General features: G+C 53.9%; 9 protein-coding genes. 7 read left to right on the top strand and 2 right to left on the bottom strand.

Features of this window, described 5'->3' with window-relative positions:
• Nucleotides 1-119 precede the first annotated feature (119 nt).
• Together dctP and B5D23_RS14490 are read left to right on the top strand one after the other, a co-directional pair.
• Nucleotides 120-1130: a TRAP transporter substrate-binding protein DctP gene (gene dctP / locus B5D23_RS14495; protein WP_078686176.1), complete on the top strand. Its 1011-nt coding sequence runs from the start codon at nucleotides 120-122 to the stop codon at nucleotides 1128-1130.
• A gap of 84 nt (nucleotides 1131-1214) precedes the next feature.
• A complete protein-coding gene (locus B5D23_RS14490; RefSeq protein WP_078686175.1) occupies nucleotides 1215-2072 on the top strand; it encodes a pseudouridine synthase in 858 nt (285 codons plus the stop codon).
• 521 nt (nucleotides 2073-2593) lie between these two features.
• Here B5D23_RS14490 and B5D23_RS14960 read toward each other — a convergent pair.
• Both B5D23_RS14960 and B5D23_RS14480 read right to left on the bottom strand, forming a co-directional pair.
• Entirely contained in the window at nucleotides 2594-3412 is an 819-nt protein-coding gene (locus B5D23_RS14960) for an ATP-dependent sacrificial sulfur transferase LarE (RefSeq protein ID WP_144012640.1), read from the bottom strand.
• Nucleotides 3352-4527, bottom strand: a complete 1176-nt coding sequence (locus B5D23_RS14480) for a homocysteine biosynthesis protein (protein ID WP_078686173.1) — start codon at nucleotides 4525-4527, stop codon at nucleotides 3352-3354. The genes B5D23_RS14960 and B5D23_RS14480 overlap by 61 nt, the downstream gene beginning before the upstream one ends.
• A 315-nt stretch (nucleotides 4528-4842) precedes the next feature.
• On the opposite strand from B5D23_RS14480, the gene B5D23_RS14475 reads away from it, so the two are divergent.
• The 5 genes from B5D23_RS14475 to B5D23_RS14455 all read left to right on the top strand — a co-directional run bounded on the left by B5D23_RS14475 (nucleotide 4843) and on the right by B5D23_RS14455 (nucleotide 13194).
• The gene (locus B5D23_RS14475; protein WP_159446021.1) at nucleotides 4843-6135 is read left to right on the top strand and encodes a DnaA ATPase domain-containing protein; all 1293 of its coding nucleotides are present in this window, start codon (nucleotides 4843-4845) and stop codon (nucleotides 6133-6135) included.
• Nucleotides 6136-6242: 107 nt separating this feature from the next.
• Nucleotides 6243-7406: a DNA polymerase III subunit beta gene (gene dnaN, locus B5D23_RS14470; protein ID WP_078686171.1), complete on the top strand. Its 1164-nt coding sequence runs from the start codon at nucleotides 6243-6245 to the stop codon at nucleotides 7404-7406.
• Entirely contained in the window at nucleotides 7406-9823 is a 2418-nt protein-coding gene (gyrB, locus tag B5D23_RS14465; RefSeq protein ID WP_078686170.1) for a DNA topoisomerase (ATP-hydrolyzing) subunit B, read from the top strand. Before dnaN ends, gyrB begins: the two co-directional genes overlap by 1 nt.
• A 160-nt stretch (nucleotides 9824-9983) precedes the next feature.
• Nucleotides 9984-12431, top strand: coding sequence for a DNA gyrase subunit A (gene gyrA / locus B5D23_RS14460; RefSeq protein ID WP_200803681.1), 2448 nt, complete (start codon nucleotides 9984-9986; stop codon nucleotides 12429-12431).
• Nucleotides 12421-13194 (top strand): tetratricopeptide repeat protein, encoded by a 774-nt coding sequence (locus B5D23_RS14455; protein WP_078686169.1) that lies wholly within the window; start codon nucleotides 12421-12423, stop codon nucleotides 13192-13194. Before gyrA ends, B5D23_RS14455 begins: the two co-directional genes overlap by 11 nt.
• Nucleotides 13195-13566 lie beyond the last annotated feature (372 nt).

Genomic DNA, 13566 nt, shown 5'->3' with positions numbered 1-13566 from the left:
GGGGCGGCGCCCCTTGCAGGGCTTGGGACGGAGTCCCAATAAAACTGCTTCCCTTGCAGAGCACGAGACGGAGTCTCGTAAGTCTCGCATAGGTGGAGGAATTGGGGTATAGAGAGAAGATGGGACGAAAAGCAGTGATCGTGCTTGTAGTGGTGCTTTTGATGTGGGTGAGTTCGGCGAGTGCGGAGCTTCGTCTCCGGGCGTCGTCGACGCTTCCGCTGTCGGCGCTGGAGTCAGTACAGCTGCGCCACTACGGTGCGGCGATAGAGCGGGCGACGGGCGGCGAGGTGCAGGTCACGCTGTCGACGCGTGGCCGCTTGCTGAACGCATCGGAGGCATACGCTGGGGTGCTGGAGGGCCGAGCAGACATTGTTTGTTTGCCATTGGCGGAGCTGGATAAGTTTTTTCCTGCGTCGATGATGCTGACACTTCCTGTGCGCCTCAAAAACGCAGAGGAGGCGAGCGAGGCACTCTGGAAGGTCTTTACGAAGTACGATGCACCACACATGACGCAGGCGCCGATCAAGGTGCTGGCGATGTATACGACGGCCCCGATAAGCGTGATGAGCAAGATGCAGCTGCCGGGGCTGGAGTCGATACGCGGTGTGCATATGCGGACGATGAAGGACGGGAACCTGTACGCGCGGTCGGTTATGGCCGTACCGTTTGATCTGCCGCTGGACAAGACAGGGCCAGCACTGCGTGCTGGGACGATAAGCGCGCTTATTGGCAGTGCTGATCTACTTCGTGATCTGAACTACGCAGAATTTTGCCGCTACGTTGTTCCACTTTCGGGGCAGGTTCATCCCTACGTTGTGTTCACATCCCGTGAACATTTTGAAAGCCTGCCGGAAACGGTGCAAAAGGCACTGGACGGCATTGCGCTGGAGCAATCGGTGTGGGCGGGGCAGGAAGCGGACCGCAGAGCGCAGGAGTCTTTGAACTGGGCGCTGCGTACGCGAGAGCTTGTTTTTTCGTACTGGCCGCGCGATGACCTTCGGCGCTTTAGCCCGCAGGTCCGGCGGATTGTGGCGCACTGGGCGTGGTCTGTAAAAGAACGGGGCTACGACCCGGAGGAGCTTTTTACATTTATTGGACGGCCCGCGCTTGCACACCTTCTTGACAGATAAGTATGACGTTTTGTCATACTTTTTCGTCGCTGGCGGGCTTTTCCGCCTCTTTCCCTTCTTATCCTGCTGAGGTATCACTCCCCCATGTCAGGAGTTCAGCACATCGAAGTACATTCCGCCGAGGCCGGGCAGAAGCTTTTACAGTTTCTCATGCGCCGTCTCGGAAAGGATGTTCCAAAGTCGTTCATTATGCGCATTATTCGCAAGGGGCAGGTGCGTGTTGATGGTGGCCGCCGCAAGCCCTACGACCGTTTGGAGCAGGGGCAGATTGTTCGTGTTCCGCCCATTCGTCGCGAATCTGCCGCCCCCGCCGCACCAGCTGCGAGCTTTACACCGCTTCCCGTCTTGTACAATTCCGGTGGGGTGCTCGCCATTGAGAAACCCGCCGGGCTTCCCGTTCAGCCGGGAACAGGGCACGTGGATGCGGTGAGTGTGCGCCTCAGGCAGCAGTTCCCCGATGCCGAGTTTGTCCCAACCCCCGCCCATCGTCTCGATCGCGATACCTCCGGTGTCCTTTTTTGTGGAACCAGTTATTCCGCGCTTCGCGACTTACAGCAGGGCTTTCAGGACCACTCTATTCAAAAATTTTACCTCGCTCAGGTTCATGGCGAAATTCCCGTCGGTACCCAATGGGAGATGCGCGACGAGCTTCAAAAAGCTTCCGCCCCCGGTGGAAAAGAAAAAATGCGCGTCGGCGCTGGCAAGCTCGCCCTCGCTCAGCTTTGTTCACTCTCTGTGAACAGCGGCGTTACCCTTGTGCAGGTTCAACTCTTCACCGGCCGCACGCATCAGATTCGCGTGCAGCTCGCCGCTCGCAAGCACCCCATCCTCGGCGATCTCAAGTATGGAAGCTCACTCTCCGTCTCCCTCCGTCTTCATTGTCACCGTATGATTTTCGGCAATATTGATATCTCTTCTGATCCATTATGGTTAGAGAGGTAGATATGTTGGATGGATGGGATGGGAGAGAACCGGGGCCTGCCCCAGCGCGTTAGCGCTGGATGGGCGGGTGGGGGAAGTTGGGGGCCAGCCCCCAAACCCCCGCGTAAGGGAATGATTCCCTTACGTATCCTCATCGAGTTTGAATTCCCTCCACGCTTCGCGTGAATGAAATTCAAACTTGGGTGAGAAAACGAAAAGAAAGTCGTTCTCTTTCCCGTGTGTTGCCACCATTTTCTTTTTGAACGCGAGCGTTCAAAAAGAAAATAAGTGCGGCAGAAAAAGGCAGAAGAACACACGTTCGGGAAATTCCCCTAGCTCAAAAAATACGGCTGATGGAGAGGAAAGCGAAGCTTTCATCCCATTCAGCCGTATTTTTTGAGCGAAATCGGGATTCCCAAGGGCCTCGTCCTTGGGCGGGGTCAAGGGGCAGCGCCCCTTGCAGGGTTTGGGGCAGCGCCCCAATAAAACTGCGCCCCTTGCAGAGCACGAGACAGAGTCTCGTACCCCACCCACACGTGTTGCTATTTATCCCAGTACCCGCTGAGGGAAGGGACGAGGATGGGGGTGAGGTGAGTTGGGTTGTTGAGCGAGAGATTGAGGGGTGAGGCATGATGCAGGACGGGGGAGCCGCTGAGGATGCGAACGCGAAAATTTGTCCACCCAGCGGCGAGAAGCTGATCTTCGAGCAGGGCGACATGGTGGAGCTGCTTGTGGGAGATCGGAGCATTGTAGGGGAATCGGGTGAAGAGACATGGCCGAGCGGGCTGAGCGGGGTCGCTGAGGCCGATAGCTTTGGCGATGTCCTTAATGTCCTGCTTGGTGATGCCGTAATGGGCGAAGGGGCTAAAGACGTGCAATTCCTGGAGGGCTTTGAGTCCGGGGCGATATGTGCTGAGGTCAGAGGCGTTGGTGCCGTCGATAATGAGCGGAAAATTTTTAGAGACCTTCTGGCGAGCGAGAGAGAAGAGGGCGTGCTTGCAGTGATAGCAGCGATCTTTGTGGTTCTGTGCAACCTGCGAAATGCTCAGCGGGTCGATGCTGATACTGCTGTGAGAATAGGGGAGAGAGGCCAGAAATTCTTGCGCGTGAGATTCTTCAAACTGCGTGATGTGCGGGCCTGAGAGGTGGAAAGCAGTGAAGTGCCCTTTGGCGGAGGCGGCGAGAGTGGAGAGGAGTCGACTGTCCAGCCCCCCAGATACCGCGATGGCACTGGGGGGGCAGGAGTCGAGAAAAGCGGAAAGGGCGGAGAGCCGAATAAGCTGCTCCGCCTTGAGATCGATTAGTTTGATGGGATTTCTTCCTGAGCTTCGGTCAAGGTGAAGGAGCCTTCGCTGATCCACTTCTTGAGTTCGTTGGCGATTTCGAGAGAGCGTGTGTAGCTGGTGAGGGGAACGGTGGGGACCTTTTTCCCATCGAGTTCGATTTCGCCAGAGACAAGCTCGGAGAATTTCGCATGCTTGAGAATACGGGGCAGACGGTTGGGGTAGTCGTACCCGTAGTCTTTTACTGGCATGTCGATGTCTTCATCGCTGACACCGGTGAACCAGGCCATTTCCTCGTTCAGGATCGGGATCGGGATACCGACACCGACACAAAGGGACGTGCCATAACCGACGACAGAGACGCCGCGGAGATAGCGTTCATCCATTTTTTTGAGGTCACCCTTGAGCATGAGTGTGCCAGCGCCGGAGAGCGGAATACCGCGCTCGTTTCGTTCGGGGTTGGCGACATGCTGGGTACCAGCGCCGAGGACGTAACCCTGTGCGCCGCCGATGAAGATCTTTGTGCCGAGTCCAATGGTCTTGAGGTAGGGATCATTGAAGAGCGGCGAGATCTGGCCAGCGGTAGCATAGTTGGCGTTCTTTGCGTTTGGCTTGAGCGGACCCATGTAGGTATAAATGAGACGGCTCGTGAGGTTCACTGCACAGTTGTAGTTCTGGTAACAGTTTCTCGGATTGAGGAGCAAAGCTTCTGGCAGGTCAGCGAGGGTGATGTCCCTGCTGAGTTCCCGTCGAGGGTAGCAGTCGGTGCCATAAGCTGTTGCGCGCAGATGGACGACCTTACCACGGACGAGGTCCTCAATAACGTGAGAGCCGCCGTATTTGAACTGCCCGGGGTAGACCTTGTTGAGCGGGTCATCTTCGGCAGGTTCGGTAGCTCCGAGATAGGAGTCAACAGCGGCGAGACCACCGTAGCAGGGGACGCCGTTGAGCCAGACGTGAGACGTCTTGATGGTGGGCGGCATGGTCTGGCCGATATTAAAGAGGACACCACTGGAGCACATGGGGGAGAAGGTGCCGGTGGTGACGACGTCGACGTCTTTGGCAGCCTGTACTTTTCCCTTTTTGCGCACAACGTCGATCATCTCTTCTGCATTGAGAACGACGGCAGTGCCTTTTTTAATCTTTTCGTTGATTTCCTGAATGGTTTTGTTCACAGCGTGTGTGCTGCTCATGGTTCCTCCCTAATGCGTTATAAGACGTACGGGCACATGGTGTCTGATCTTGGAGCGAAAAGCAATGGTCGGGGCGAGGTTTTAGAGGCCAAAATGTAGGCGTGAAGCCTTTATTTAAGCGTATTTTGCTCTGAATCTCGCTTGGCTTTGAGAGCGAATTACGATATAAGGATATATGCTTTTTGGGCGGCAGAAATCCTCACTTTTTCGGGGTTTTCTGCAACTCTTTTTTTCTTGCATGTAATGCGCTGCAACTCCGCTGCGACAACTCTTGCATTCATGGATTCCGAACTGAAAAAAACACTCCGACAACACTTGCAGAAGAACATAGCTTCTGCGGACCTGAAGTCCTGGTACGATCCTCTCCGATTTTCACTTGATGAAGATCGAGGCGAGCTGACCGTGGTCTTTCCGCATGCCTATTTTGCGAGCTGGTTTGATCATGGCAAACGCGAAGCTTTTGAGGAAGAGCTGCACCGTTTTTGGGGCGCCGGGCTTACGGTTCACTACACAACGACGCTTGGTAGTTCTGGAACGCATGGCGCACCAAAGCTGATGCCACAGGAGTCGGAGGGGAAGAGACTTGATTTTCCTTTTGGGGACGAGTTTACCTTTTCGAACTTCATTGAGAATGAGAAAAATAATTTCTCTGTGAGCTCAGCGCGGGAAGTAGTTCGCAAAAAAGATCATGTTTTTAATCCGTTTGTCATAACGGGTCCGGAGGGGAGTGGAAAAACTCACCTTGCGCGAGCCGTGGCCAATGGCCTGTGGCAGCGGATTGGGAAGAAAGACGCAGTCCTGTACCTCTCGCTTGAGGAACTGATTGACCTGTACGAAGGAAAATTCAAGGGGGACCGTTTTCAGGCGCGGGCGCATGTGTGCTCGTATGAAATCCTTGTCCTTGATGAATTCCAGTGTGTGCAGCGTTACCCGTCTTTCCAGACTGAGCTGCTCCAGCTTTTTGACAGCTTTTACGACGCCAAAAAGCAGATGGTTTTTGCCTGTGCGGATAATCTTGGCAGTGTCGACTACCTTGCACCAAAGCTGAAATCCCGGCTTGAGTGGGGGCTTATCGTTGGCCTGCGGGAACCGGATATCGAAGTCCGGCTGAAGTACGTGCAGCGTTTTTGCAAAACAAAACATATTCACCTTTCGCGGGACAGAATGCTGACCCTTGTGGAACGGATTGCAGACCTTCGGCTCCTCCAGGGGCTTTTACTCAAGGTCTATGCCTACAAGGAACTCGTGCATTCTGAAGTATCTGGCAAAGAATTTGACCGGATACTTTCGCAGACAACGGGGCTGGAGCGTTCAGACATCCGGCCGGAAAACATTCTGGACGTCGTTGCTGTAGAAAAGCATTTTTCGCGGGAGGAGCTGATTGGCGCCCGCAGGCACCATGATTTGGTGCAGGCACGGCAGGTGGGAATGTACCTGTGTCGTGACATCCTGGGGCTGTCCTATCCCGCTCTGGGCAGGCTCTTTGGGAACAGGGACCATTCAACAGCCTTGTACGCCGTCAAAAAGGTTCGGCGAACAATGGCAACAGATGTCGAATTCCGACATATGGTTGAAGCTCTGAAGAAAAAGTGTCTGGCTGAGGACTGAGAAAAACCGGCGGCTTTTCTGCCGGAGATTTTTAACGGAAAAAGAGGCGTGCCGCTTTTACTGCGGTCGCGATATTTCGTTTCAGTGTTTGAAACAAGGAGATTACGATGTTTCTGAAGGTGTTCCGGGACGACATCATCGAGGGCCTGCAGAAGTCGGCAAACATCATCCCCGCCAAAACAGGGGCGGCTTTTCTGCGTACTATCTGGCTGAGAGTGGAAAATGGTGCCCTGAGCATCATGTCCACGGACTCCAATCTGGAGTTCTGTGGTACCTACAGTGCAGAAATCATCGAAGAGGGCCTTGTTGGTGTTCAGGGCCGTTCTTTTTATGACCTTATCCGCAAGCTTCCTGCTGGCCAGATTACGCTCAAGGCCGAAGAAGAAGCTCCATATCTTTCCATTGAGCAGGGCAACCGCAAATACAAGCTGCCAACCAACGAGAAAAGCTGGTTCCAGAATTTTTCTGCGTTCCCGGAAGAGCACACTGTGTTCTGGGCAGGCGACTTTTTGCAGGAGCTTATCGACAAGACTGCATACTGCATCAGCGATGAAGACACGATGGAGGCCATTGCCTGCCTGAGTCTGATGCCTGCTCGTGATACAAAAAATATTGAATCCTGTGGTCTCAACGGCCACCAGTTCGCCATGCAGAGCTTTTTGCACGACGACCTGCACGGTCTGCTGCCAGAAGGTGGCGTCCTGATTCAGAAGAAATACCTTGTTGAACTGAAAAAATGGCTCTCCGGCGACGAGATCGAGCTGAGCATCGACAACAAGCGTCTTTTCTTCCGCACAGCAGACAAGCGCGAGACCTTTAGTCTTCCGCTGTCCTTCTATCAGTACCCTGATTACAACACGTTCCTGAGCCGTATTGGTGATGCTGGCGTGTCTGAAATGAGTGTTGACCGCCTCGAGCTGATTGATGCTCTTGAGCGAATCATGATTTTTAACACCGAGAATAACCGCTGCGCCTATTTCCAGTTTGGCGAAAATGGCGAGCTGCAGATTTACAGCCAGGGGCAGGACATTGGTACCGCCACCGAGCAGCTCAGTGTTGAATACTCCGGTGATCTGAAAAAAATCGCTTTCCCCACTCGCAATCTGATTGAAATTCTCAACCACTTCGCTTCTGAGAAGGTGAATTTCAAACTGACTGGTGCCGAAGGCCCCTGCGGTGTGCTGGGCGATGATGACGCTGATTACAAGGTCATCATTATGCCCATGAAGGTCATTGAAGAAACATATTACAGCGAGGAAGGCGCCGAATAATGAGCGAGAATTCCAAAGGGCAGAAATATACGGCAGAGAGCATCACTATTTTGGAGGGGCTTTCCGCTGTCCGAAAGCGCCCTGCAATGTACATCGGTTCCACGGACCACCGTGGACTCCACCACCTTGTCTATGAAGTTGTCGACAACTCCATTGACGAGGCCATGGCTGGATATTGCTCAAAAATCGTGATCAACCTGCACCTCGACAACAGTGTCACGGTTAAAGATAACGGCCGTGGTATCCCGGTCGACATGCACCCCAAGGAACACCGCCCGGCTGTTGAAGTTGTTATGACCGTGCTGCACGCAGGCGGCAAGTTCGACAACAACAGCTACAAAGTTTCCGGCGGCCTGCATGGCGTTGGTGTCTCCTGCGTTAATGCACTTTCCGAGACTCTGGACGTGACCATTCGCCGTGACGGCAAAATCTGGAGCCAGCGCTATGAGCGTGGTGTTCCGGTGACCGAGCTGCAAAATGGCGGCGACGCTGAGGGCAGTGGCACCACTATCCGCTTCCGTCCCGACGAGGAAATTTTTGAAACCAATCAGTTCCAGTACGACATCCTGCGTAAGCGCTTCCAGGAGCTTGCTTACCTGAATCCCGGACTGGAGATTGATTTCCGTGATGAGCGCACCCAGCGTAATGACGTCTTCAAGTTTGAGGGCGGCATTTCCCAGTTCGTTAACGATCTGAACGGAAGCAATGCGCCTATTCACTCCGTGATTTTTGACTCCGGTGATTCTGACAACATCGTTGTTGACTTTGGCTTGCAGTACAACACCTCCTACAAGGAAGTGATGCTGACTTTTGCCAACAACATCAGAACCATCGAAGGTGGGACGCACCTTCAGGGCTTCAAGACAGCCCTGACCCGCGCCATCAACACCTACATCCAGAACTCTGACCTGCCCAAGAAGCTCAAGGTGAAGCTTTCCGGCGATGACGTCCGCGAAGGACTCGTTGCTGTTGTGAGCGTGAAGCTTCCTGCTCCGCAGTTCGAGGGACAGACCAAAACCAAGCTGGGCAATTCCGAAGTGGCCGGTCTTGTGTCTGGTCTGGTGTACGATCGCCTCAACACCTACTTCAACGAGAACCCTAAGGAGGTTCGCGCGATTGTAGACAAGGTTGTTGATGCGCACCGCGCCCGCGAAGCTGCCCGCAAGGCAAAGGATCTGGTTCGCCGCAAAGGTGCTCTGGCAGACAACGCTTTGCCGGGCAAACTCGCTGACTGCCAGACCAAAAAGCCGGAAGAATCCGAACTCTTTATCGTTGAGGGTGATTCTGCAGGTGGTTCTGCAAAGCAGGGTCGTGACCCTCGCATTCAGGCAATTCTGCCGCTTCGAGGCAAAATCCTGAACGTTGAGCGCACCCGTTTTGACAAGATGCTTGGCAACCGTGAAATCAAGATGATTATTACGGCAATGGGTGCAGGCATTGGACAGAATGAGGAAGACGTTGAGCTGGAAAAGCTCCGTTACCACAAGATCGTCATCATGACTGATGCTGACGTCGACGGCGCGCACATCCGTACGTTGCTGCTGACTTTCTTCTTCCGTCATTATCCGCAGCTCATCGAGCACGGCTATCTCTACATTGCTCAGCCGCCGCTGTACCGCGTGCACAAGGGCAAGTTCGAGAAGTACATCACGCACGAATCCGAGCTGTCTGACTTCCTGCTTGAGCGCGCTGCTGGCGAACTCAAGGTACGTTCTCTTGGCTGCAGCGACATCGCTGGCAAGCTGTTTGAGAATGAAGACTTTGAGAAGCTGATGCACAGCATCAACATGCTGCGCGGCAAGACTCACGAAGCAGAGCAGATTGGCATTTCTGCTGATCTCTTCCACAAGCTTCTGTCCTTCCCGGTCAAGCTGACTCCAGAGGCCCTGAACAATGGCGATCTGGACATGCTCAAGCAGTTTATTGGTGAGCGTGGCTATGAGGTGACCACAGAAGTCTTTGAGGATGATGTTGAGTCCCGCCGCTATGTGTACTTTGAGAACGACAAAGGTCATCGCACCCGTGCTGGTGTTGAGTTCTTCAATTCCAAGATCTTTAAGCAGAGCTATGACACCTTCAAGGAAATCATGGATCTGTGCGGTTCCCAGAGTTTTGAGCTTGAACTGAAAGACGGCAGCAAGGTTTCCACCGAGAGCATGTTTGCCCTTTTGGATACGGTCTTTGCCGAGGCACACAAGGGCATCAACATCCAGCGCTACAAAGGTCTGGGTGAAATGAACCCAGAGCAGCTTTGGGAAACCACAATGGACCCGGAAAAGCGGACCATGCTTCAGGTTTCCGTTGATGACGCTGTGCAGGCTGACGAGCTGTTCTCCAATCTTATGGGTGACCAGGTCGAGCCGCGCCGCGAGTTCATCGAGCGTAATGCTCTGGCCGTTGGCGAGCTGGACATCTAGTCTGCTTTTCGCCTTTGGGCACAGCTGTTTGAGAATGTATTCCACCTGCACAGGTGCAGGTGTTTAAAAAGATTTTCGGTCAGGGGATGCGTTGCTGCGTTCCCTGCCGAATCAATCCCCGCCCGGGCACACTGGCCCGGCAATCCAGCGAGGGAGAAGCGTGGAAAATCCTACGATCAGTATTGAACAGGAAATCCAGAAATCGTATCTGGAATATTCCCTGTCGGTCATTATTGGCCGAGCCATTCCAGATGTTCGAGACGGTTTAAAGCCGGTTCACCGCCGTATTTTGTATGCGCAGAGTGAACTCGGAAATACCTACAACCGTGCCTATAAAAAGTCCGCTCGTGTCGTCGGTGACGTCATCGGTAAATATCACCCGCATGGTGATTCTGCCGTTTATGACGCCTTGGTCCGTATGGCACAGGAATTCTCCATGCGCGATCCGCTCGTGGATGGACAGGGTAACTTCGGTTCCATTGACGGCGACTCCGCTGCTGCAATGCGTTACACCGAAGCCCGTATGTCTCGACTGGCTGGGGAGTTCCTCTCCGACATCGAGAAAAACACCGTTGATTTCCGTCCCAACTACGACAACTCTCTGAAAGAACCAGAGGTCTTGCCCACAAAGGTGCCAAACCTCCTTCTGAATGGTTCTTCTGGTATCGCCGTTGGTATGGCTACGAATATTCCGCCGCACAACCTTGGTGAGCTGTGTGACGCCCTTTTACATATGCTTCGTGAGCCTGCCGCTTCTTCGCAGGATCTGATGGCTTTTGTGAAAGGTCCTGACTTCCCCACCGGTGGCACTGTCTACGTTGGGCGTGGCCTGACCGAGGCATACACCACAGGTCGTGGCTCCGTGAAAATTCGCGGCAAGCTGCACGTGGAAGAGCGCGGCAAGAATCTTGAGTCCATCGTTGTGACCGAGATTCCGTATGCTGTGAACAAGGCAAATCTTGTTGAAAAGATTGCCATGCTTGTTCACGAAAAGCGCCTCGAAGGCATTAGCGATCTGCGCGATGAATCTGACCGCAAGGGTATTCGCATTGTCATCGACCTCAAGCGTGGCGTGATTCCGAGCATTGTTATCAACACGCTCTACAAGTACACCGCTCTTGAGACCTCTTTTGGCTACAACATGATGGCCGTCGTGGACAATCGTCCGCAGCTGTTGACCCTCAAGGGAATTCTTCAGCACTTCCTGTCTCATCGTCGCGAAGTCATTATTCGCCGCACCCGCTTTGACCTTGCCAAGGCCGAAGCTCGTGCCCACATTCTGAAGGGCCTGCGCATCGCTCTCGACAACATTGACGAGGTCGTGCAGATCATCAAGGCTTCCAAAACGCCTCAGGACGCAAAGACTGCCCTTGGTGAGCGTTTTGGTCTCGACGATGTACAGAGTCAGGCAATTTTGGACATGCGCCTCCAGCGTTTGACCAACCTTGAGCAGGAAAAGCTCATTGATGAGTACAATGCTCTTCTCGAAAAGATTGCGTACTTCAAGAGCATTCTTGAAAACGAATCGGTTCTGCTCGGCGTTATTCGTGAGGAAATTGAGGACTTGAAGTCTTCATATGCCACACCGCGCCGCAGTGAGATTGATGATCGCGACCTGAGCGGCATCGACATTGAAGATCTCATTCCTGACAACGAAGTTGTTATTACTCTGTCCCGCCGTGGCTACATCAAGCGGACAGATCTCGAAAATTACTCCGCCCAGCGTCGTGGCGGCAAGGGTATCTTTGGCGTTCATACCTCGGACGGCGACTTTATCCTGAACTTCCTCGTGACCTCGAACCATCAGTATCTCTTGCTCTTCACTAACCGTGGCAAGATGCATCGTCTCAAGGTTCATCAGATCCCAGAGGGAAGCCGCACAGCAAAGGGCATGCACATTGCCAACCTGCTCCAGCTTGAGAAAGACGAGTACGTCACCGCAGCACTGTGTGTCCGTGACTTCATGGCTGATCGCGCATTCCTCTTCGTGACCAAGAAGGGTATGGTCAAGCGCACCATGCAGCAGCTGTACACCAACTGCCGTTCCACTGGCATCATTGCCGTGAACGTTCGCGAAGACGATGACCTCCTGCAGGTTGTTGATGTGTCCAATGACGACGAAATGGTCCTCGTTACCAAGGATGGCTATTCCATCCGCTTCCGCATGCAGGATGCTCGCCCCATGGGTCGTGGCACCGCAGGCGTGAAGGGCATCGCCCTTCGCGATGGTGACGAAGTTGTTTCCGGCGTTGTTGTGACCCCAGAAGAATCCAAGGATATTCTTACCGTTTCTGAGAAAGGCTATGGAAAGCGGTCCAGTCTGGACCTCTACCGTCTCCAGACTCGTGGCGGCAAAGGTATCATCACGATGAAGACCACCCACAAGACCGGTGCCCTTCTTGGCGCTATCATGGTTGATCTTGAGGATGACATCATCATGCTGACGACCGAAAACAAGGTTATCCGCATGAATGCTGGCGAAATCCGCAAGGTTGGTCGTGCAACGCAGGGCGTTCGTCTCGTGAGCATGAACGACGAAGGCAGTGTCGCTGGTTTCGATCTCGTTCGTGATCGTCAGATTGAAGAAGCTCGGAAGAATGAAGACTAGGTCTTTCTTCCTTTCTTGCGCTCTCATCGTCTGTCTTTTGGGCTGCTCTCCGCAGGATGGCGATTCTCTCGCCGCTGCGAACAGAGCCTATGCCCACGGCAACTATCTCGAGGCGCAAGAGCTTTATCAGTCCTACATTCAGACTGAATCCGGGGGGACCGAGCGTTGGCGCGCTTGGTCCCGCCTTCTTTCCATTTGTCTCGATATTCGCAGCCAGCCTCAAAAGGCCTTGCCCATTGTCGACACCATGCTTCTTGAATTTGCCAGCTCGCCCCAGCGTGTTGCGGAACTCTCGTGGAAGCGTGCCGAGATTCTGACTCAGGTACAGGACAACAAGGCCGCCATTGAAGCATGGCAGAAAATCCTCGATGACCCCGCCTTTTCCCGCGCCCAGCAGTGGCAGGCTGTGCAGGAACTGTATTCCATTTTTCAGCGGCAGCAGCGTTACGCCCTCATGCGGGACGTGCTCGCCCAGAACACAGCTCTCGCTCCCAGCCCAGAGGACAAGCTCCGCGTTCAGTACAAGCTTGCTCAAGTCTATTTTTTGCTCCGGAATTACAAAGAAGCCTCGCACTCCCTTGACGACCTTCTCGCGCAGGAAAACATCCCCGCCGCTCTCGAAGTGCAGGCCGTTTACCTCCTCGCAGAAATCGCCCTCGAGCAAGGCAAAGTCGCCGACGCTCGGAAACTCTTTCTTTCCCTCAAAGGCCGGTACCCAAACCCTCAGGCCCTGCGCATTCGTATTGATGCGTTAGCTGAGTAGCAAATTGGGGAGAGAACCGGGACCAGGCCCAGCCTGAAAAGGCTGGATGGGCGGGTGGGGGAAGTTGGGGGCCAGCCCCAGCCCGTGAGGGCTGGATGGGTGGGAGGGGAGAGAACCGGGGCCAGGCCCCGGACCCCGCGTAAGGGAATGATTCCCTTACGTATCCTCATCGAGTTTAAAAGCCGTGCAAGCTTCGCTTGCACGGCTTTTAAACTTAATGGGCATAACGTCGAGAGCCTCTTTCTCCTTCTCGTGTGTTCGCCACTATTTTCTTTTTGAACGCGAGCGTTCAAAAAGAAGGGGTTGAGGCGCAAAGAAAAAGAACACACGCCCAGTTAACTAGGCCGAAAAAAAGGGGCCGGATGTAGGGGA

It is taken from the genome of Desulfobaculum bizertense DSM 18034 (assembly GCF_900167065.1).
Classification (GTDB): domain Bacteria; phylum Desulfobacterota; class Desulfovibrionia; order Desulfovibrionales; family Desulfovibrionaceae; genus Desulfobaculum; species Desulfobaculum bizertense.
The sequence above is the reverse complement of the archived record's forward strand: the minus strand, read 5'-3'. Positions and strand labels throughout refer to the sequence as shown.

Coding starts and splice junctions, on each gene's coding strand:
- gyrB (WP_078686170.1), top strand. CDS start 7,406: ATGAGCGAGAATTCCAAAGGGCAGAAATATACGGCAGAGAGCATCACT.
- B5D23_RS14455 (WP_078686169.1), top strand. CDS start 12,421: ATGAAGACTAGGTCTTTCTTCCTTTCTTGCGCTCTCATCGTCTGTCTT.
- dnaN (WP_078686171.1), top strand. CDS start 6,243: ATGTTTCTGAAGGTGTTCCGGGACGACATCATCGAGGGCCTGCAGAAG.
- B5D23_RS14480 (WP_078686173.1), bottom strand. CDS start 4,527: ATGAGCAGCACACACGCTGTGAACAAAACCATTCAGGAAATCAACGAA.
- B5D23_RS14490 (WP_078686175.1), top strand. CDS start 1,215: ATGTCAGGAGTTCAGCACATCGAAGTACATTCCGCCGAGGCCGGGCAG.
- dctP (WP_078686176.1), top strand. CDS start 120: ATGGGACGAAAAGCAGTGATCGTGCTTGTAGTGGTGCTTTTGATGTGG.